Source organism: Paenibacillus sp. J2L1-98 (genome assembly GCF_056269405.1).
The window spans coordinates 12993-34801 of the sequence record NZ_JBWDNW010000036.1 but is presented as its reverse complement, the minus strand read 5'-3'; the positions used below and the strand labels follow the sequence as shown (position 1 = coordinate 34801).

At 45.5% G+C, this 21809-nt stretch carries 17 protein-coding genes and 6 pseudogenes; 17 read left to right on the top strand and 6 right to left on the bottom strand.

Going from position 1 to position 21809, the window contains the following annotated elements; all coding sequences use genetic code 11:
- The 5 genes and pseudogenes from AC0YNZ_RS30180 to AC0YNZ_RS30160 all read left to right on the top strand — a co-directional run.
- Positions 1-324, top strand: a pseudogene (locus tag AC0YNZ_RS30180) (extracellular solute-binding protein); the annotation flags it as partial.
- Between the two features lie 89 nt (positions 325-413).
- Positions 414-1307, top strand: coding sequence for a carbohydrate ABC transporter permease (locus AC0YNZ_RS30175; protein ID WP_475830068.1), 894 nt, complete (start codon positions 414-416; stop codon positions 1305-1307).
- Positions 1308-1387: 80 nt separating this feature from the next.
- Positions 1388-2218 carry a carbohydrate ABC transporter permease gene (locus tag AC0YNZ_RS30170; RefSeq protein WP_475830073.1) on the top strand — a complete coding sequence of 277 codons (831 nt, stop codon included), beginning with the start codon at positions 1388-1390 and terminating at the stop codon, positions 2216-2218.
- A gap of 55 nt (positions 2219-2273) precedes the next feature.
- A complete protein-coding gene (locus tag AC0YNZ_RS30165) occupies positions 2274-4094 on the top strand; it encodes a cache domain-containing sensor histidine kinase (RefSeq protein WP_475830067.1) in 1821 nt (606 codons plus the stop codon).
- Between the two features lie 26 nt (positions 4095-4120).
- Positions 4121-5302 (top strand): response regulator, encoded by a 1182-nt coding sequence (locus AC0YNZ_RS30160; protein WP_475830066.1) that lies wholly within the window; start codon positions 4121-4123, stop codon positions 5300-5302.
- 66 nt (positions 5303-5368) lie between these two features.
- Here the strand turns inward: AC0YNZ_RS30160 and AC0YNZ_RS30155 are convergent, their stop codons facing one another.
- A complete protein-coding gene (locus AC0YNZ_RS30155; RefSeq protein ID WP_475830065.1) occupies positions 5369-5914 on the bottom strand; it encodes a TetR/AcrR family transcriptional regulator in 546 nt (181 codons plus the stop codon).
- Positions 5915-6308: 394 nt separating this feature from the next.
- Here AC0YNZ_RS30155 and AC0YNZ_RS30150 point away from each other — a divergent pair, with 394 nt between their 5' ends.
- From AC0YNZ_RS30150 to AC0YNZ_RS30110, 9 genes and pseudogenes are all read left to right on the top strand, one after another.
- Positions 6309-6683: an SDR family NAD(P)-dependent oxidoreductase gene (locus AC0YNZ_RS30150; RefSeq protein ID WP_475830064.1), complete on the top strand. Its 375-nt coding sequence runs from the start codon at positions 6309-6311 to the stop codon at positions 6681-6683.
- Positions 6634-7085, top strand: a pseudogene (locus AC0YNZ_RS30145) (cyclophilin-like fold protein). Before AC0YNZ_RS30150 ends, AC0YNZ_RS30145 begins: the two are co-directional and overlap by 50 nt.
- Before the next feature lie 21 nt (positions 7086-7106).
- Entirely contained in the window at positions 7107-7631 is a 525-nt protein-coding gene (locus AC0YNZ_RS30140) for a cyclophilin-like fold protein (protein WP_475830063.1), read from the top strand.
- 14 nt (positions 7632-7645) lie between these two features.
- Positions 7646-7915, top strand: coding sequence for a lipoprotein (locus tag AC0YNZ_RS30135; RefSeq protein WP_475830062.1), 270 nt, complete (start codon positions 7646-7648; stop codon positions 7913-7915).
- Positions 7902-8226: pseudogene (locus AC0YNZ_RS30130) on the top strand (PQQ-dependent sugar dehydrogenase); the annotation flags it as partial. The gene AC0YNZ_RS30135 and the pseudogene AC0YNZ_RS30130, both read left to right, overlap by 14 nt.
- Before the next feature lie 19 nt (positions 8227-8245).
- Positions 8246-8491: a group II intron maturase-specific domain-containing protein gene (locus tag AC0YNZ_RS30125; RefSeq protein ID WP_475830072.1), complete on the top strand. Its 246-nt coding sequence runs from the start codon at positions 8246-8248 to the stop codon at positions 8489-8491.
- A gap of 1172 nt (positions 8492-9663) precedes the next feature.
- Entirely contained in the window at positions 9664-10035 is a 372-nt protein-coding gene (locus AC0YNZ_RS30120) for a hypothetical protein (protein ID WP_475830061.1), read from the top strand.
- Between the two features lie 17 nt (positions 10036-10052).
- Positions 10053-11252, top strand: coding sequence for a discoidin domain-containing protein (locus tag AC0YNZ_RS30115; protein WP_475830060.1), 1200 nt, complete (start codon positions 10053-10055; stop codon positions 11250-11252).
- 92 nt (positions 11253-11344) lie between these two features.
- Positions 11345-14491 (top strand): glycoside hydrolase family 3 N-terminal domain-containing protein, encoded by a 3147-nt coding sequence (locus AC0YNZ_RS30110; protein ID WP_475830059.1) that lies wholly within the window; start codon positions 11345-11347, stop codon positions 14489-14491.
- Positions 14492-15312: 821 nt separating this feature from the next.
- Here AC0YNZ_RS30110 and AC0YNZ_RS30105 read toward each other — a convergent pair.
- Positions 15313-15570 carry a transposase gene (locus AC0YNZ_RS30105; protein WP_475830071.1) on the bottom strand — a complete coding sequence of 86 codons (258 nt, stop codon included), beginning with the start codon at positions 15568-15570 and terminating at the stop codon, positions 15313-15315.
- A 93-nt stretch (positions 15571-15663) separates the two neighbouring features.
- Between AC0YNZ_RS30105 and sigK the strand changes: the two are divergent.
- Positions 15664-16187, top strand: a pseudogene (gene sigK, locus AC0YNZ_RS30100) (RNA polymerase sporulation sigma factor SigK).
- Between the two features lie 707 nt (positions 16188-16894).
- Complete coding sequence (locus AC0YNZ_RS30095) at positions 16895-18442, top strand: glycoside hydrolase family 32 protein (protein ID WP_475830058.1); 1548 nt, start codon at positions 16895-16897, stop codon at positions 18440-18442.
- Positions 18443-18540: 98 nt separating this feature from the next.
- Here AC0YNZ_RS30095 and AC0YNZ_RS30090 read toward each other — a convergent pair whose 3' ends face one another.
- Positions 18541-18663, bottom strand: coding sequence for a hypothetical protein (locus AC0YNZ_RS30090; RefSeq protein ID WP_475830057.1), 123 nt, complete (start codon positions 18661-18663; stop codon positions 18541-18543).
- Positions 18642-18764, bottom strand: a pseudogene (locus AC0YNZ_RS30085) (ROK family protein); the annotation flags it as partial. The gene AC0YNZ_RS30090 and the pseudogene AC0YNZ_RS30085, both read right to left, overlap by 22 nt.
- Before the next feature lie 106 nt (positions 18765-18870).
- Between AC0YNZ_RS30085 and AC0YNZ_RS30080 the strand changes: the two are divergent.
- Positions 18871-19296, top strand: a pseudogene (locus AC0YNZ_RS30080) (glycoside hydrolase family 32 C-terminal domain-containing protein); the annotation flags it as partial.
- 314 nt (positions 19297-19610) lie between these two features.
- On the opposite strand, the gene AC0YNZ_RS30075 reads toward AC0YNZ_RS30080, so the two are convergent.
- Positions 19611-20207 carry a beta-xylosidase family glycoside hydrolase gene (locus AC0YNZ_RS30075; protein ID WP_475830056.1) on the bottom strand — a complete coding sequence of 199 codons (597 nt, stop codon included), beginning with the start codon at positions 20205-20207 and terminating at the stop codon, positions 19611-19613.
- A 213-nt stretch (positions 20208-20420) separates the two neighbouring features.
- On the bottom strand, positions 20421-21467 hold the full coding sequence (locus AC0YNZ_RS30070; RefSeq protein ID WP_475830055.1) for a LacI family DNA-binding transcriptional regulator: 1047 nt from the start codon (positions 21465-21467) through the stop codon (positions 20421-20423).
- Positions 21468-21809 lie beyond the last annotated feature (342 nt).

Below are 21809 nucleotides of genomic sequence, written 5' to 3'. Positions count from 1 at the left end.
AGCGATCACCTGGAGGAAAGCAAGGCGTTCTTGAAATACCTGCTTCTACATTATCCGAAGGTGGCGTTTGAGAAGAAAGCCGCTGTCGGTCTGGCGCAAAAGGTGGAGGGCGATTTCAATGCGGCGGGTTATTCGGATTTGGCCATCGATGTGATGAGTAAATTTAACGATATTCAGGGTGGGGACCTCAATTTTGACAACGTTATTGAGCCTTCGACCACGCAAACTCAATTGTCGGGATTGCAGTCCTTGTTTGTGACGGACATCCAGGCTGCCGATTTGGCGAAAGAGATTGAGAATACGTGGGAAATGAACAAAAAGTAACGCATTAGCCGGTAAAGGGGACCGATTGGTTCCCTTTTCGGTTAAATCGACTTTTCAAAGGAACCCGATTTTAAGGAGGAGGCCGTTTCATGAATGGCGTTTTGAGAGTGAGCCGGGGAACGATAGCCTTATTTGTTCTGCCGTGTCTCCTGTTTTATTTGGCGTTTGTCTTTTATCCGATTATCGTCTCCGTCTACTATTCCTTCATGGAGTGGGACGGGATGGGCCAGGGAACATGGATCTGGCTTGACAATTACAAGGTGATGCTCACGAATGACCCGATCTTCTGGCCGTCCGTGCTGCGAACCATATATATTTCGCTATTTTCGCTGGCACAAATTCCTGTCGCGGTACTGGTTGCCGTATTGATCAACCGTTACGTGCGCAGACCCAACTTCCTCGTTTCGAGCTACTTCCTGCCGGTTATCTTGTCGGTTGTTGTGATCGGGCAGCTGTGGAAAGCGATTTATAACCCGACAGAGCTTGGAGGCATGCTCAACAGCATTCTTATCAGTCTTGGCCTCGAAGGATGGACGAGGACCTGGCTGGAGGATACCGACATCGCGATTTTCGCCCTCTGCTTCGTGATTTTCTGGCAGTATATCGGCTACCATGTCCTGATTCAATTTACGGGCGTTCAGAATATATCGAGCGATATTTACGAAGCGGCAAGCATCGACGGTGCCGAAGGCTTCAAAGCCGATCGCTATATTACACTGCCCTTGCTCGCGCCGGTCATCAAAATGTCCGTTGTCCTGGCTGTAATTGGGTCACTTAAAGCCTTCGATCTGGTCGTCGTTATGACCGGCGGGGGGCCGGCCAACAACACAGAGGTTATTTCCACGCACATGTACTATATGACCTTCAATACGTTCAAGTACGGTTACGGCAGCGCCCTCTCCACGTTTTTGGTCGTTTTCTGTCTGATCGCAACCGTCCTGCTGAACCGGCTGTTCAAACGTGCGGAGGAATCGGCTTCATAGAGGAAAGGAGTTGTTCAAAAGTGACAACGGAAGCCATTCGAAAAACAGCAAAGCAAACGGGTTCCTCCACCATCGGAATTCTGAAATGGAGAAATCTGAAAAAGGCAGCGGCATGGTGCTTTTTGGGCGCCTTGGCCGTCACGCAAGTTTATCCGCTCCTTTGGCTGCTGCTCTATTCTCTTAAAACGACAAGCGAAATCTTGGAAGGCCGGTTTTTTGCCCTCCCGAAATCGTTCCAATGGGGCAACTATGTAGAAGCCTTTACTTCAGGCGAATATCCGAAATATATTTTTAATAGTATCATCGTTACGGGCATTTCCCTTATTCTGACGATATTTTTCGGGGCCATGGTTTCGTACGCGATAACACGCTTTAAATGGCGTTATGGAAATGCCGTACTGCTCGTCTTTATGATCGGAATCATGATTCCAATCCAGTCGACACTGCTGCCGCTGATGGTCATTTTTAAAAACATGAATATTCTGAATACGCATGCGTCGATCATTATTCCGTATGTCGCGTTCGCGCTTCCGATGGCGGTTTTTATTCTGTCGGGATTTCTGAGGAGCGTGCCACATGAGATCGAGGAATCCGCCATGATTGACGGCGCATCGATCTACCGGACCTTCGTAAGCATCATTTTGCCGATTATCGTACCACCGATCATGACGGTCACGATCCTGACCTTTATCTCGGTTTGGAACGAGTACATCATTGCGGCGACTTTTATTTCTTCCGAATCGCTCAAGACGCTGCCGTTTGGGCTGAACAGCTTTGTTGGGCAATATACCGCCAATTACGGTGCAATCGGGGCTTACCTCGTATTGGGCGCTTTACCGGTTATTATCGTCTATTCCGTTCTTTCGGAAAAAATCACAAAAGGAATGGTTGACGGTGCAGTCAAAGGCTAGAAGCGTGTATTTGTTAAAAAGCTAAGGGAAAGACTTTATTGTAGGAGGATACGATTTGAAGCGATTACGTCTTAACTCATTCGCCACTCAGTTATTTCTATGGTTTCTGCTATCCTCCCTCATCCTTCTTGTTCTCCTTAGCGGCGTCTTTTACCAGTACACGACCCGCCAGATCGATCTGCGAGTGGGAGAAGCCGCGCAGAGGAACGTTTCCCAAGTGATGGAAAGCTACACTTTGCAAGCCAGAGGTTACGACAGCCTGACCAAGTCGATCACCGGGAATATCGAGATCCAGCGCCTAATTTCTCAGGAAGAAACGAACAGTTCCTTGCAAGTGATTAAAGATATTACGATTGCGAATTTGCTCGGTTCGATTTTTTACAGCTATCACGATCTGAAGGGAATTCACATCATCACCGACGCGGGGAACTTCTACAGCTACGAATCCGTGAACCATCCGCTCAACGCTGCCTTTATGAAGAGCGCGTGGTTCAATCAGCTTCAGAACTCGGACGGCGGAATGGTGTGGGGAGGTATGCTGCAAGAGCCGCTGACCGTCAGAGATGATGCCGTGTTTACATTCGGGCGCAGAATGTACAATCTCTACACCGGACAGCCGCTCGGCGTACTGTTGATTGAAGCGGATCCGCAGACGTTTCTCCTATCCATGAACAATCTGACGATCGGACCGAAGAGCCGCACTTTCGTTTTTTCGAATACGAATCAATTGCTTGTTTCCTCAGGCTTCGAAGGTAAGAAACCGGCGGACTTACCGGATCTGTCGCAATATACGTTCAAAGATGGTTCATACATTGTGGATGACAAGAATGATATGATTGTGATTGCGCGCGACTCCAGGCCCGGGTGGACGCTTGTAAACATTACGCCCAAGCCTGTAACCAAAGTGGAGTACTCGAAAGCAAACCGGTTTTTCATCATAGTAACAAGCACGCTGCTAATCATCGCCATTGGGCTTGCCACCTTTCTGTCGAGATCGGTATCGAGGCCAATCAAGAACATCGTTAATGAAATGAGAAGGGTGGAACGAGGGGACCTGAGTCCGAAGAAGATGGCAGTCAATTCATATGACGAGCTGAATTATTTGGCAAACCATTTCCACAGCATGATTGGCGAAATCAACCAGCTCGTCGAACGGGTCCGTATTTCGGCTGCAAGCGAGAAGAACGCACAGATTTATGCGCTGCAATCCCAGGTTAATCCTCATTTTTTGTATAATACGCTGGAAATGATCTATTGGCTGCTCGATGAGCAGGAAAATGAACAACTCGCAGAACTTGTACTTTCTTTGTCGCGCATGTTCCGCTACAGCAGCGATTGGCGCAGCTCGTCGGCCACATTGAAGAACGAACTTGGGCAGATTAATCATTACCTGGCCATCATTCATGCGCGATCCGATGGCCGGATTCGGGTTGAGAATGTGATCGACGAGCAATGGCTTTCGACGCCAATTCCCAAGATGACGCTTCAGCCGCTGATCGAGAATGCGATCATTCATGGCTTGAGCGAGGGTACGGATGAAGGAATTGTCCGTATTTCATCATCACAGGAAGGACAGATGCTTCGCATTCATATTCAGGATACCGGGAAAGGCATTTCGCCGGCGAAGCTAAACGAGCTAAAGCAATCGCTGAAGCAGGCAGAAAAGCTGGACTGGAACCGGATGGCGGAAGAGGAGAAGCATGGTTATCAACCGGGGAGTTATGGGGAAGCATCCCGTTCGGGTTCAGGTCTCATTAACGTTCACCGTAGACTTATACTGGAGTATGGCATCGGCTACGGTCTCCATATTCAAAGCAAAGAAAGCTTCAGCACAACCGTTACGGTTGATCTTCCGATCTTAAGGCGGAATCCGTAACGGGCCTGAAGCGAGGGGGGATCGGAATGAATGTAATGGTGGTTGATGATGAAAAAGCGATCCGAGAAGGGATTAAGCGGACAATCGTTAAAGAGTTTCCGCAAATTGATGTGAGTACGGCCGCATCCGCTGCAGATGCGATTCATATTCTTAGGCACAAACAGATTCATGCCGTTTTTCTGGATATTTTGATGCCCGGTATGAACGGCTTGGAACTGCTGAAACATGTCGGTCCGACATATACGAATCTGATATGGATCGTTGTTTCCGCTCATTCCGAATTCAGATTTGCCCAAGAGGCGCTTCGATTGGGGGCGCGGGACTATATTTTGAAGCCGATCGGCAAGGACCAAATCATTGCGGCGACAACAGATCTATTGTCCGAGTGGAACGAAAAAAAGCGCCAGATGTCCGATTACGCTCTCCTTGAACTGAATTTGAAATATTTGCGTGAAGCGGTATTCAGACGGTGGATTAAAGGGCTAGACATCGGAAATTTCGATCTGACCGCGCTCAAGGAGCGGCATGACCGCTTTTATCTCCTTGGCATCCAGCTGGAAAGCGATCGGGAGTTGTCGCTGAAAAACTTTGTTGCTGAGAACATTATGTCGGAATATATCGGTATGAGTGGCTCAGGCTTTATCGTGACGGTGGATGAGGATTTTCTGGCTGGTGTCGTTACGCTCGATAATAAGATGGCTCCGGAACAATTCCGATCGGAAGCTATAACTCATCTGGATCGCTGTCTTAAAGTCCCTTACCAGTTTTATATGAGCTCGCTGCTTACGGATTTCTACGCGATTCCAAGCGAGATTCGGAGGCTGCAATCCGTATCCGATCATCAGGTCGAAGACGCTCCATTCGTGAGCAACGATGTTATCGAAACCGCAGTGCAATATATTCATGGCAACTTTAAGGAGAACCTTACACTGGAGCTCGTTGCTTCCGTCATCTATTTAAACCCGATTTACTTTAGTAGACTATTTAAACAAACAATCGGTATGGGATTTAAGGAATATGTAACTCAACTGCGCATGGACCGGGCTGCGGCACTGCTTGCTGACCCGAAACTAACCGTTACGAAAATCGGTGAAATGATAGGGTACCCGGATGTGAGGCGCTTCTCTCAAGTATTCCGGAAGAAGTATGACTGCAGCCCTGGCCAATATCGTGCCGAGATCTATAAGGAGAATTCTCACGAATCGTAAGAATCATGTTGATAGAGCAAGAACGTCCCGGTAGGGTAAGCGGGATGTTCCGGTTAGATACATGGATTATAGAGTTCTCTCTAACAAGGCCCCAACTTGTTTGGCCATAACTTGAGGTGGATAAGGCATCCCATTCCTTATCCACCATTCAATTACCCCTACATAAGCGGTCCCGGCATATTGCAATAAAATATCTTCGGTTAAATCTGCATTTCTTCCGCTTTCTTTGTCTATTTCGCCTTCGAATCCTGCCATAAATGAATCAAGAAGCCGGGTTCTAAAAGAGGGGGCTCCTTTACTCGCTAACATAGTTGAGAAAAATAAATAATTTTTCTCAAAATATTCAAAGTAAGGTACAAGGGCATTGGACCAATCTAACTCACATGCCCATTTCTCCATATCACCTAATTCAATAAGATGCGCTTCGATCAGTTTATCCAACAAATCAAATTTGTCCTGATAATGAAGATAAATAGTTCCACGGTTTATGTTTGCCCGGTCGGCAATATCCTGAATGGTAATGTCATCGAAGTTTTTTTCAGTCATCAGCTCAATGACAGCCTTTTTCATCGATTCCTGTGTTTTAACAATTCTCCGATCCACTCTTGCCATCGTAAATTCCAACAACCTTTCGTAGATATTTAACATTTTCGAGTGCTTTGTTGAAATACCAACAAATTACTTTATTTTAACCATTGAATGAACGTTTCTTGTTTATATAATAATAGATATATGTTGATTAAACAAACTATTTTGTTTATCAACCTCGCAATGGAGATGTTGATGTGACTAAGAATACAGCGGCTCATCAGTCAGTCGCGAGGAGCTGTCGGAAATGAAGCAGAAGGTGCAACATATTCGGGAGATAATGTAGGATTATCCGCAGTGAAACACGCTACACATATTGTCTCAGGATAATCTTAAGAAAGGTGGATTGAAGAAGATGATGTTACACGATAAAAAAGTGGCTCTTGTGACAGGTGCGAATCGAGGAATCGGATAAACGATGTCAACTAACTTCTTCGGTGCTTATTATGTCATTCATTCTTTTATTCCGCTAATGGAAAAGCAGGGTTATGGGAGAATTATCAATGTTTCTTCAGATTATGGAATGATGAGCCAATTGTCGAGGCATGGAGCCGGTGCTTATAAGTTATCTAAACTTGCCCTTAATGGATTGACGCGATTGGCAGCTGTGGAAGTTCAAGGAGATATCAAAATAAACGCTGTCGATCCGAGATGGGTAAGTACGGATATGGAAGGACCGACTGCACCACGAACACCAAAGCAAGCCGCAGAATCAATCCTTTGGTTGGCGACAAGCGGACCCGATGGTCCTAGTGGTGGTTTTTTTAGGGATGGTAAAAGAAGTGATTGGTAACATTAGACGTGTTAAAAATGGCAACGAGGTCCTATACGTATCCTCTAATGGAGGGAAGAAGAGTGAGAACGAGATCAAAACCATGTACGACAATTCAACGAGCAGGGATTTTTTGGGAAGACTCCAGCTTACATTAACATTCGAAGACTTTGGTGGATTAGAGAAAATGAGTTTACTGGATGAGGGACTAACTACTGAGGGCGCGACGGAAGGCACTACACCGGCTACCGGAGATTTCGTTTATTACTTGCCCTGGAAGACATTGCATTTTATTATGCTGATGGGCAATATTCGTCCGATTTGATTCCATTAGGCAAGGTAGAATCTGGCGTTGAAGAGCTTGCGGAAAAGCTCGCAAGTATGAGTGATGACTTCACAATGACAATTGAAAGAATAGATTAATCCGGTGGAGGACCAAACGATATGCGAACAATCTTATCTGTGACTTTCGCACTGGCGATGATTTTTATATTTACAGCTTGCGGAAATGAGCCGATTACTAACGCTCCGGGAAATGAACAACCTGTTGCACCCGTTGATCAAACCGAGGAGAGCGGTCAAAATTCTATTGATGAAAAAGAAAGCGTGGAAGGTGCCATGATAAAATTGATTTTAGACAATGAGGAAATCATCGTAAGCATGTATGACAATCCAACAAGCAGGGACTTTGTATCGATGCTCCCGCTAACCTTATCATTCGAGGAATTCGCTGGAAAAGAAAAAATCAGTTATTTATCGCGTAAATTATCTACCGGATCTGCCCCTTTAAACGGTTCTTCAGTTGGCGACTTTGCTTACTATTCCCCATGGGGCAATCTGGCAATATTTTATAAGGATCCCGGCACCGCCGGGAATGGCCTGATTGTACTAGGAGAGATTAAATCCGGGAAAGAACATCTCGCAAATGTTAAAGAGAATTTTACATTGACGATCGAAAGAATGGACTAAAGGAGAAGTCGGAGATGAAACGATTCTTACCAATCCTGTTCGCAATCCTTCTGATCACTGGTTGTTCTGGTAATGGGCAACAAGGTCCCCCAGAGACCAACGAGTTAACTGAAAATCCAGAAGTGATTGCAGACAGTTTAGAGGTTCCTTTGTCAATCGAAAAACTGGTTAATACCTATTATCTAACTGAAAGACCTGGGAGCATCGTAAAAGTAGGGAATGGGGAAATTGAGCGTCAGCGTGTTGAACTCAAGAAAGAACTTGCGACGTTGGCCGATTATTGAAGGGGATAGCAAACAGGAAGGTTTGGTTTCGCCGCTATTTACTTCCGGCAATGAAGCAACTTGGGCGCCATCTGGAATGGACTATTATGACGGCAAATTATACGTTGCAGCATTAAGAAGAACTGCAGTATTAGAATTTTGAACTAAAAACAGGAGCACAACGTGAAGTCATAACCGATCTTGGAAGAATTAGGGATGTTCTAATTGAAGATAATTTCTTTTATTTCATCAGCAACACGACAGACGGTCGCGGTGTTCCCAAGGAGAACGGCGATAAGCTCTATAGGATTTCACTTTCCAAGTTAAATTAAAGAATTGTTTATTGCAAAGATGATGACCGCAAAGAAGAACATCCCAAGACTAAATTTGACTTTCTGGGCTATACTTTTTGGCCAATCGAAGAATTTGTTTGGAAAATATTTCGTGAATTTAAAGCCAGCAGTGAGCAACAAATCGTGTAAAGCGATGAGACAGACGGTAAGAGACTGGCGAATGCAGTTGAAGCCGGACGTGAAAATTGATGACCTGTCTCGGATGTTCAATGCTTCTATAAGAGGTTGGATCAACTACAATTGACACTTCTACAAGTCGCAATTGTATCCCGAATTACGCCACATGAATGATGCTCTTGTCGTATGGGCTCGGAGGAAATACATGAAACTGGCGAGACATAAGACTCGGGCCATACGATGGTTGGGAAGGTTGGTAAAGAATCTTCCCAAACTGTTTGCCCACTGGATTTGGAATTCTGCCTGCGGCTGGATAATGGGAGCCGGATGAGCCGAGAGGTTCACGTCCGGTTCTGAGAGGCCTGAGGGTGCGATTCCCTCGGGCTACTTACCACGTGTGTTACTTTCAGTACAAGGACGATGCAGAACGATGATAATTTAAATGAGCAAACGCAAAGATGTAATGAACAGTTCTTGACGATTGCAGGTGAATTTAATTGGGAATACCAAGTGTTTCCCTAAACGCTACCTAGCCCATTACCCCGCAATATTAACTTCTTGAGTGGTCTTTTAAGGTCTCGTAGATGCTATGCGGACTGGTATAGTCCCCTAATGATCGACGGTATATTCTGAAAGACACCAATCTGGTCGGACCGATTGGATTGACCAGTATCGTGCCCATGTTGATCGACTTGTTCTTCATCGCGCCGTTTATCAAAAAATTCGAAAAATGGAACATGTAAATCGTTGGAATTGCCGTTGTCATCATCGGCTCGCTTGCTATGATCATTATCATGTTAACGCAGATAATAGCAAGTAATGTCAATAAAGTACAAGAAAAATTTCTAATATTCTGAATAGATTTAATCCTTCAACATTCATTAGAATTATAGAATACCAAAAAAGGAGGATTGTAAAATGTCTCACTAAATGTAAACGCTTTAAGTTTGAATTAAACCAGATAAAGGGGTGTCCAACAAACTTGCATTTGTATGTAATGTAAAAATGATTAAAAAGGTAAAAATTGTCGATTTCTATCTATTTTTTCGAATAATCAAAAAGGAGACAAAATGATGAGGAAGAAACGGTTACAACCGGTCATAGTAATCCGCCTTCTGGTTCACGTCATCCGTGTCCTCGCCATAGTCAATCAACGGCTCGTTCATCAAGTATGACGCTGTTCGCGCCATCGACCCCGACCACACGATTTATATCGCAGCATTCTTCGACTGGGGCAATATCGTAGCGCCAAGCGTAAAAGGATGGACGAATGTCGTATACGAAGTGCATCCTTACGATATGCCGAACGGGAAAGACTGGAGTGCGCAAAACACGATGGTTGAAGACAAGATCCAGTCGATGGTTTCCAAGCAAAACGACTGGGATGTTCCGGTTCTGCTCGGCGAATATTCACTCTATCATTATGACGATGTCTGGTCGAAATGGATGGGTGGGCTGAACGCAATCCATGCCTCCTGGACCAACTGGACATATAAGGTCAAGGGTGACATGAATGAGGGCGTCGGCGGCTACTGGGGCTTGTACAACAGCAATCCGGCTCCGGTGCCGGTCATCAACAATGATAATGCATCCACGATTACAACCAAGCTTCAACAATTTGGAACGAGCAATTTCCAACCGAATACCAGCTTCATCAACACAGTCAAATAGTTCGCGAAGGGCGATCCGTGGATGGCGACCGTCTCACTCGACCAAACGGGCTGGACGGCAACCGCTTCGTCTACCGAATCGGGCAGCTCGCGCCTTCGAACGCACTCGATTGGAGCACGACTACCCGTTGGAGCAGCGGCGCAGCGCAATCGAACGGCCAATGGTTCCAGGTGAACATGGGCTCGAAGAAGGTGTTCGACCAGATTTCTTTCGAAACAAAGACCACGGACAAGTGGGATTATCCAAGAGGATATCAGATCCAAGTCTCGAATGACGGGACAAACTGGACGACTGTGAAGAGTGGTCAGGGCTTCGGTTGGAAGCAGGCAATGACCTTCACGCCGCAGTATGCGCAATATGTTCGTGTCGTCCAGACCGGCAGCGGGCCAGACTGGTGGTCGATTGCCGAGTTCCACGTGTATTCGGAGCCAATGCTGAGCAACAGTGGTTGGACGGCGACGGCATCATCGTCCGATACGTTTGGAAATGTTCCGTCAAAAGCCATTGACGGCAGCAATTCAACATGGTGGGCTAACGGCGCATCACAAGCAAATGGCCAGTATTATCAAGTGGACTTCGGACGGAATGAAACGTTCAATCGGGTACTGATCGATGCAGGCACATATACGACCGATTATCCGAGAGGCTATCAGATTCAAGTTTCAACAAACGGCACAACTTGGTCGACTGTTGCTAGCGGCACCGGAAGCGGCGCTGCGGTTCTAGTAGATTTCGCACCGCAGACGGCTCGATATCTGAAGGTAGTCCAAACGGGGACAGCATCGAACTGGTGGACGATTACCGAACTGAACGTATATGGTGAGGTTGAGAAGAGCCGGACCGGTTGGACAGCCGCCGCAACTTCGACGGAATCAGGCGGTTCAACAGCCAATGCATTGGACAGTAACACGGCTAACCGTTGGAGCAGTGGTGCTGCTCAAGCCAACGGTCAATCGTTCACAGTCGATATGGGCTCCAATCAATGGATTAATCATATCGTCATGGATTCCGGCTCCAACACGAACGACTATGCAAGAGAATTTACTGTGGAGATGTCCGATGACAACACCAAGTGGAAGACGGTTGCGAACGGAGAAGGTACCGGGCCTGTCGTCGCGGCCAACTTCCCGATTACGGAAGGCCGTTACATCAAGATCACGTTAAAGCAAAGCTCTACGAGCTGGTGTTCAATTGCAGAGTTCAGGGCTTATGAGTAAGATCCGGTAAGTGTAATCCAAGTTCTGAGGAGCCATCCCGTTTAGGCATATTGTTGTCTCTAGGGATGGCTTTTCCAAAATAGGAGGATGTTATGAAGTCCGCAAATATCCGAAACATGTTTCGCAAATGTATCTCCATCGCTCTCCTTAGCTGCATGGTAGTATCAATGGCTTCGATGCTGCCGACCAGCGTTTCTGCTGCTCTCCTTCCTTATCAAGATCCTGCTCTTTCGATTGATACAAGGGTTGCGGATCTCTTGTCGCGAATGACACTGGACGAGAAAGTAGGGCAGATGCTCCAAGTGGAGCGGCTAACCGCTACCACAACACAGGTGAAGGATAATTTCATTGGTTCCATCTTGAGTGGAGGCGGATCTAATCCTTCACCGAACACACCGACCGCATGGGCGGATACCGTCGATGCGTTCCAGTCCGCTGCGATGCAAACCCGCCTGCAAATTCCAATCATATATGGGGTGGACGCAGTTCATGGACATAACAACGTCTATGGAGCCACGATCTTCCCGCACAATGTTGGGCTGGGCGCCACTCGGGATTCGGATCTAGTGAAGCGCATCGGCGCTGCAACCGCTAAGGAGGTCCGGACAACGGGCATCCAGTGGGACTTCTCTCCATGCTTGTGCGCTCCGCAAGATATTAGATGGGGAAGGACGTACGAAGGCTTTTCGGAAAATGTTACTTTAGTCGGCCAATTGGGCGTCGCTTATACACAAGGTCTACAGGGCCTCCCGACGGATAGCGGGTTTCTGAAAGGTACCAAAGTAGCTGGCAGCATTAAGCACTGGGTAGGTGACGGCACAACTACGAATGGTGACGACCAGGGCAACGTAACCCTGACCGAACAGGAGCTGGATCCTTACATCCAACCCTATCGTGAGGCGGTTGCTGCAGGCGCGAGAACAGTCATGATCTCGCTCACCACTTGGAATAATGTAAAGGCACATACCCATTACCATATGATCTCGGAAATGCTGAAACAGGATCTTGGATTTACGGGCATGGTCGTTTCGGATTGGAACGGCACCTTTGCGCTCGTCAACCAAGGTTATTATTCGAATTATTCGGATGCACTCAAAGAAACCGTCAATGCAGGCATCGACATGTTTATGGAGCCGGACAACTGGCAGTCGTTTATTCCGACGCTCAAAAATCTAGTCAATACCGGCCAAGTTTCTCAGGCCAGAATCGACGATGCCGTAAGCCGAATCCTGCGTGTTAAATTCGAGACCGGCATATTCGAATCTCCTTACGCTGATAGAAGCTTGATCAGCGGCGGCACTTTCGGCGGTGCGGAACACCGAGCGATTGCCCGTGAAGCCGTGCGTAAATCGGCGACGCTGCTCAAGAACGAAGATCATATATTGCCGTTGTCCAAGGCTTCAAAAGTATTCGTAGCCGGCACAAAGGCTAACGATATCGGTTACCAGTCCGGAGGCTGGACGATCTCCTGGCAAGGTTCTCCTGGCAGCATTACGCCGGGAACGACAATCCTGCAAGGGATTCAAAGCGCCGTTACGAATTCAGCGAATGTAACGTATTCTTCATCCGGCACTGGTGCAGCCGGGAACGATGTGGCAATTGTTGTCATTGGGGAATATCCTTCGGCCGAAATGGTCGGCGATGTTGGAACAGGGCAACCCAGACCAGATCTGGAGCTCAGCACAGAGGATATGACACTGTTGAACAACGTGAAAAATTCCGGCGTCCCAATGGTGGTTATCATGCTGTCCGGCAGGCCTATGATCGTGACCAACCAGCTTCCGGATTGGAAAGGGTTCGTAGCTGCATGGCTGCCGGGAACCGAGGGTAATGGATTTTCGGATGTCTTATTCGGCGACTACGATTTCACGGGTAAATTACCGCTGACCTGGCCTAGAAGCATGTCGCAAATTCCGAATAACTCGAACGATACTAATTATTCACCCTTATTTCCATATGGATTCGGCCTAAACACTTCGGCAATGAATACAAAAGAATCGGCTGGAATAATGGAGGCCGAAAACAATAATGCTTCATCCGGTGTTCAAACGGAAGCCACGCTCGACGAGAATGGCGGATTAAACGTTGGTTATATGGATACGGGGGACTGGCTGGATTACAGAATTAACGTTCCGACTTCAGGGACGTATAAAGTTCGTCTCCGTGTGGCGAGCCAAACCGGCTCCACCAACGCGGTACAACTGAAGAACGGCACGTCACTTCTCGCCACCTATTCCGTACCTAACACCGGCGGCTGGCAAACATGGACGACGCTGTCGCAGAACGTGACGCTAAGCGCTGGCATCCAAACGCTACGGCTGCAAGCTGCGTCCGGCGGATGGAATCTGAACTGGCTAGAGTTGATCCCGACAACATCAATTACTAGTGGAAATTTACTTTCAAATGCAGGTTTCGAAACTGGCAGCACAACTAACTGGACCTCATGGAACGGTGGGACAAACGCTCAAAGCGTGGACACGGATAATCCGCGCAGCGGTAACTATAAACTCGTCCATTGGGCTGCAACGGCCTATCAGCAATTGACAAAGCAGACGCTTACTGTACCAAATGGAACTTACAAATTTAGTGCGTGGGCGCGCAGCAGCGGCGGCCAGAAGAAGCTTAATCTGTTTGCTAAACAGGTAGGTGCTGCCTCTGAGCTAGCCTCGATTATCGCATCCAACGCTGGCGACGGTTGGACGAAGTATACGATAGACAATATCAAAATAACAAACGGTCAAATCGAAGTCGGAGTATGGGCGGATGCGAACGCAAACAACTGGGCGGTATTCGATGATTTTGAACTGGTTCCTGCGAATCTTTTGAGCAATGGGGGATTAGAATGGGGTAACACGTCCGGATGGACGGATTGGCACGGAGGACCGGCTTCGCAGTTGGTAGAACAGGATAATCCGTTTGATAGCAGCTACAAGTTGACGCACTTTGCTTCATCCGCATTCACGCAACTGACGACCCAAACCGTAGCTGTTCCGAATGGGACTTACAAGTATAGCGTGTGGGTTCGCACCGGTGGAGGCTTTAACGCGTTGAAGCTCGTAGCAAAAGGGTATGGAGGTGCGGAACTGAACACACAAATAACAGGAGCTACGGGCAACTGGACACAGTATACGATCAACAGCATTCCGGTGACAAGCGGACAGGTAGAAATCGGTATATGGTCGGACGGTAATGCGAACAATTGGGCGACATTTGATCAATTTGAACTGATTAAACCTTAAAAAAAGAAAAGCGGTCCATCCTTATTTATGGAGTGGGCCGCGTGTTATGAACATACCTCAAATCGGACTGATAACGAATGGGAATGCCCTCGGCAATTCTGAAATTCAGGGGTAAAGGCAAGAATGGATTACATTAAAAAATGACTGATTGCACTGATGAAGGTGTATTGAAAAACGATCAAAATTCCTCATGAACGGTATAACTGGAGAAATAAAGCCTGCCGATGTTAATCGCGGCAGGCTTATCATTTTATTAATTGAGCTAACAGGTAAGATAAAACACACAAAGGAACAGCTTAGCATCTATTCTACTTTAAATAACATTTCTGATAAGAAATGTGGGCTTTGCCGGGGCTAGGAGTGAATAAAACTATGAAACGAGCAAGTATCCGCTATAGGTTAATGGTTCTAATGATATGCCTTACCACTCTGCCCGTCTTGACGGTTACCTGGATTGCGACAACTCGAAATCCAAAAGGTCGAACATCCCTTAAAGGTAGTCCTATCCATTTGGTAGTTTATGTATATTTATTCATCAACGTCCATTAACTAGTCCTTAGCCTGATGTCACTATGAAGTCTCTTTACGTCTGCGACCTTCAGACGTTCGACTCGGTCGTCGCTTTATTCGCTCGATCCATTCCGAATAGGGTCGCCAAAGCAGTGTCTTCAGCCAGCGGCTGAGTTGTAGCAAGGAATGCCCCACCTTTGTATTCAACTTTATCAGTGCTAATAGGCAAAAAGCGATAAGAGCAATCCATACTTGGTTATGTACGGCTCGCTCGCTTGTTCCGTAAAACCACTTGATCTGAAGATGCTGTTTCACGTTTCGATCGCCCAACGGCTGCGGTACATCTCACTGATTTCCTCACTGGTCAAGTCGAATCGATTGGTGATGAGAACGAGTAGATTCCCTTCTGAATCTTCGGTTTGTATCATGCGAAGATCGTGCTTGACCCGTTTTTGTGGTGACCCAATACGAACTCTTTCATCCACAACAACTTTACTGCCTGATGGGATTTCAAACGAATCCAGCGGCTCAATAACGGCGTTATTCTTCAGGCGTGTGACAAAGCGAATGTTGTCCTTGCAGTATATGGGCGGGGATTAAAAGTTACAGTTGACTTACAGAGAAGGACGGCCATGGCGTAGTCCGGTTTCAACAATTCAACAATGACATCGGGTTGTGTCCACAACGTCAAAAAATTCGATAATACAGGGGAAGACTTGGAGGATCTCATCTCGATTGGAACCATTGGACTCATCAAAGCCATCGAGAGCTTTCAGACAGGTAAAGGGACGAAGCTTGCTACATTTGCTGCTCGTTGTATTGAAAACGAAATACTTATGCATTTGAGGTCTTTGAAGAAGACACGGAAGGACGTGTCTTTGCATGATCCGATTGGCACGGACAAGGAAGGCAACGAAATTACGCTAATCGATATCCTCGGGACGGAAGCCGATGATATTGTCGATAAGGTGCAGCTGAATATAGAGAAAAGCAAGATCTATAAGAACCTCGATATATTGGACGACCGCGAGAAGGGATCGGCCGCTTCGGGCTTGAGCATGGCGGGGATGAGCGGACTCAAAGGGAGATTGCAAAGGAGCTTGGAATTTCGCGTAGCTATGTGTCACGGATTGAGAAGCGTGCGTTGATGAAGCTTTATCATGAATTTTATAAGGCAAAGAGATAATAATTATTTTTAAAAATGATTATTTATGTTATGAAGTTAAGTATTATGGCCACGTCTTAGAACGTGGCTTTTTTATTAGAGAATTTCTTATAATTCGGAAATTCTTCACTCTTTTTTGATATCGATGGAATTAACACCAACTCCTATAGACCGTAAAGTTTTTAACTTGTACAACTATACGATGAAGATACATGGCCATTACAGCAATAGCAAGCGTAACTAATTTATATCCCGCTGATTGAGAGTGAACTGAGGACCGTTCTCCAACATTATATCAGTAGCTCAACAAAAAGGAACAGTAGCGAACAAGCTGCTGTTCCTTTTTATTGGACTCGACCAGTATTGTACCGAAATCGACCGTATATATTAACTATCGGTATATCGGCTCAGTTTTGACATGGGTAATTTGAAAGGATTTTGATTTCATTATTGAATATATGGACTGATGTTAAATGAGGCTCCTCTTGTAATCGATTTACTAGGCTGTGATAAAAGCGAAGGATTTCTTTGCGGGTAAAGGGATCGATCATTAGACGGGATCGGTCCTTGAAAATTGATATTGATGAGGGCAGAGCTCACCTGGTGTTGATGGGCCTGCCCTTATTTAGTAATTGTTGAATAGCGTTTTTTCTAAAAGGAAAGCCTTAAGATATTGAAAATGATATGTTGATTTTTTAAATCGGATATGTAAGGAAGGAATGAAGTTTTTGAATTTGAAATTCCGAACATTTCTCAAGATCATGTTGGTATTTATCACGACGATCATAGCGGCAATCCCGACTGCTCATGCAAGACAAACTCAACCTGATTTTAATGAACCTTACCGGCCGCAATTTCACTTTACCCCGATCAGAAATTGGATGAATGACCCTAACGGGTTGGTGTATTTTAAAGGTGAGTATCATCTTTTTTACCAGTATAATCCGTTCGGAAATGTGTGGGGGAACATAAGCTGGGGGCACGCGGTCAGCAGGGATCTCGTGCATTGGAAGCACTTGCCTATTGCCTTGGAGCCCGATGATCTGGGTATGATTTTTTCCGGATCCGCGGTAGTGGATGAGCGTAATACAAGCGGCTTATTCAAGGGAAAGTCCGGAAGATTGGTGGCCATATATACAAGTGCAGGAGAAACGCAACAGCAAAGCATCGCTTTTAGTACGGATAACGGACGGACTTGGACGAAGTACGGAGGAAATCCCGTCATTCCGAATCCTGGGATCAAAGATTTTCGCGATCCGAAAGTTTTTTGGCACGGTAAAACTGAAAGATGGATTATGGCGCTCTCAGCTGGCGATAAAGTCCTGTTTTATGCATCCCCGAACCTGAAAAGTTGGACTTTTCTAAGCGAGTTCGGCATGAAGGAGGGGGACCACTCTGGGTTTTGGGAGGTTCCCGATTTGTTTGAACTCCCGGTTGACGGCGATCCGACCCATACAAAATGGGTACTGAAGGTGGACATCAACCCGGGCGAGAAAAATCAAGGGTCTCGCGGTCAATATTTTATCGGCCAATTCAACGGAACGAATTTTGTCAATGATAATCCGTCCGATAAGGTTTTATGGGTTGACTACGGGAAAGATTTCTATGCTTCACTGTCCTGGAATCATTTGCCCGAACGGCGGGTCTGGATTGCATGGATGAATAACTGGCAATATGCGGATAAGACACCCACCTCTCCATGGCGGGGGGCCATGTCGATTCCGCGCGAAGTCGCTTTAAAAACGATGCAGCAAGAGGGGGTCAGGCTGGTGCAAACTCCCGTTCGTGAGTTGCGACAACTTCGGACGAATGAGAAAAAGTGGAGTAAACCAGAAATACTTTCGCCTGGATCTAATCTGCTCTCCGATCTTCAAGACGATACCTATGAAATTAACGCCGAATTCAAATTGAACTCGGCAACGGAATTCGGTTTTAAAGTCCGAAAAGGAGATCGTGAGGAGACGATAGTTGGATATGATGTAAACAGATCGGAGATATTCGTAGACAGGACGAATTCGGGAAATACGCAATTTAGTCCATTTTTCCCGGGGGAATATCGGGCTTCATTGTTTCCCGTCCGTAATCGGATCAAACTGCATCTGTTCGTTGACCGCTCATCTGTGGAACTGTTCGGAAATGAAGGCGAGCGGGTAATCACAAGCTTGATCTTTCCTTCACTGAAAAGCCGCGATATCGAACTTTACGCCAAAAACGGAACTGTGAAGCTGATCTCCATGAGTGTCTATCATCTAAAGAGCGTTTGGAGAGAAAGTTAAGTATTTCCAAGATGAGAGGAGGAATGTAAGGAAGATTTATCTGAACAGCAAGAAGAGGCGTCGAATCGATCTCGACGCCTTATTATAATTTATTCGATTCAGCCGAGAGCACTTATAGCCAGAGCAAATGCACCGGTGAGTCCCGCCTTATCTCTTAAAGCAGGCTGAACGATAAAGCTTTCCGCAGCTTCTGAAAGTGCAAGCCTTTTGCCGCTCCCCATGTAGTCTCCCCCAGCGCAGCCGCATTCACATCCGTATCAAAACCAATTGGAATATCGAAATACTCTGTAACCGAAAAACCGCTCCAATACGGCTTAGGAGTTACCTTGTCATTCTGTGCCGATACAAACCGCAGGCGCTCGAGGCGTTTCGTACCCTTAAAGCGTTCTTTGGGAAATTGGAATTGACCAACAAGGGGCGCTGAACGCTTTGGTTTTAAGCTTCTATGTTCGCCGGATCATGAGGAAGAAAGCGTCGTTACATACGATGTGAAGAGGCAAGCCTTCACTGTAGACTTCGAGCGATCCAGCAACGATCAATCGCTTCAATATCATGGATATACTTCATCTTTTCCGAATAAAAAGGGTGAAAAGCATATTCCATATATACCGGAAAAAGAGTTCACGAAACAACAAGTTGTCCCGTATCCGTTAAAGGATGGTAAGACGCTAGAGCTGGACATATTCGTCGATAAATCCGTAATAGAGATCTTTGTAAACTCGGACATCTGTATCGTACAGAGAGTATACCCGACGCGTGACGACAGCAAGCGGTTCACGTTATTCTCCGAAAACGGCGCGGTGGAGGTAAAAAACATTAAGAAATGGGAAATGGATGCGACGAATCCGTGGTAGAAGAAGGACTTTTATAGATTATAGAGGATATCGTCCGAGCGCGGCGATACGCAAGTTATCCGAGTATGTGGATTTCGAAAGGTCGTGCACGGACACAGATGGCGACGGGAAAGCGAAAAAAATCCGACAGCTCCGATTGATTCCGGTCATTGTTCGATATGCTCATTGATGATTGCGAAGACTCCATTAAGACAACTAGTTAGGAGGGAGCAGCGGTCGGCAAACTTTTTGATTTTGCACATGCTGTTGTTTTTTTGTCGGAACGTTGACTTATGTAGAAAAGACACCTCTTTTCAGAGGTGTCTTTAAATCATTCATCCTTTAATTTCCATTATACGCATATTGGAAAACTCTGTCCAACGCAATTCCAATTGGTCCCCTCCATGCACACAAAGGCCTGGTCCTATGCTCTGCAGTATAATTCCTGAGAAACTACCCATGTCATGCCACCGTTCATTTGCCGCATCTTGAAACTGGGCCGTTACGATAGTATCTCTAATCTGTAATTGAAGGTTTACAATATCGGAGGCCACTTTCATAGTCGCTAATACCTTTCCAACCCCCTGCACTTCCTTGGCTAACACAACAACATGCTCGTCATTGACGAGTTCTTTTACCAGTTTCACATAGTTATCATCATCGGAATACAGAAGCAAACCACCCTGCTCCCCATTGCGTTTCGGATTGTTTTTAACAGTTGCATTAATACAAATTCCGTCGGCACATTCTATTAGTGAATTGAAAGCAACATTCTTTGCACTATTGTTGCCCTCCCAAAGAGTACCGGGCAACGAAGCGATTCGTAGTGTATCCTGATCACAATTCCATGCCTCACTCTCTTCTCTTACCCAAGTCCATCCGCAATTTTCTAGAATTGAAAAATCCACATTAACGAGCAGTTTCTTTATCATCTTGGCCATCCTTTCATCCGACCTAACGGATCTCCTAATTGTTTTCGGGAGCGGTAGAGTTCCAAAAGGAACAGCAGGAAGAGCAGATTTCATTTAAGTGAGATAAGGTGATCTTCAAAACAAACGAAAAGATCAATCAGATAAATCTGATTGATCCAATAGTCAGCAGGTCATCATAGCTAAACAAGTATATCAAAATAGCATGAAATTTTATCAGTTGGATAACATTTTACCTGTCGATTCTCTAAAAATAGGTTCTGTTTTGACATGCGTAATTTGATATGGCTTTGTTGGATTTTTTATTCGGGATAGCAGCATGTCTGCAGCTATATTCCCCATTTCGCTGTTGTAGATACGGACTGTCGTCAAGTGAGGCTCTACGATCCGTGATTCAGGAATGTCATCGAAACCACAGACAGCAATATCATGCGGGATTCGAATGTTTTTGTATTTGAGAGCTTTCATTACGCTTACTGCGATAAAATCATTTGCGCAAACAAAAGCTGTAGGTATTTCTTTCATCTTGTCCAGCTGTCTATCGATCCAGTTGGGTTCCGAAAAATAATAACGATCTTCCTCGATTATACAATAAGACAAATTTGGCTCAAGCTTTGACATCGCCAATGCCCTGTTGAATCCTACCCATCTTTCATTAAAGCTCTTACAGTGGTTGTAATCGCCGACGAAGCCTAATTTAGTATGACCATCTTCTATGAGCTTCTTTGTTACCGCATATGTCCCGTATTCATTTTCCATCAGAAGGAGATCTGCTTTCAGGCTGCTGTAAAAAACGTCAGCAGCAGCATCTATAAATATGGTGGGGATTCCTAAATTGCAGACCATCTCACTGTATTTCTTGTCAAACATCTCAATGCAAATAATTCCGTCCACCTTGGACGGCTCAAAATTGTTCGGAAGGCTTAAGTTGTTAATGTCCGCTTTGCGGACAATATGAATGGACAAGTTATAGCCTTCGGAGCTGATCTTAATTTCTAAACCGTTTATGAGCATGGATCCAAAGTGTGAGCTTATGGGCAAATCACATGTTAATAGAGTAATATTTCCTGGATTTTTTGGCATAATACTTTCTGAGTCTACAAAAGCAAACTGTTTGTACTTTAATTCAATCGCTTTTTTGATCACTTTATTTCGTGTTTCATCTGGAATGCTTTCAATGCCGTTTAAGGCTTTGGACGCAGTATTTCTTGATATGCCTAACGAATCGGCAATGTCTTGTATGGTGATTTTATCTTTGGCCATTTTTATAGTTCCACCTTTACGGATAGCTAACGATACTTGCTGTTATGTAATCTAAATGTATTATAATTTGACTAAAATATCAATTTAAATTTACAAATGAACAATTTGATTGGTGTATTTGTTTTTTATTCAAAGTTTACAAATGTAAACTTTTAAAATGTGCATTTGAATTTTTAATTAAAGAAAAGATACAGCGTTTGATGCTCAAACAGCCGGAGGATTATTTGTTATTGGTCAATTTCACGTGGAAAATCGAGGAAATAAACACTTATCGTTTGTATAATGACAAAGTAAATATTACAAATGACAAAAATAAATTTGTTAAATGTATTGACTAGAGGG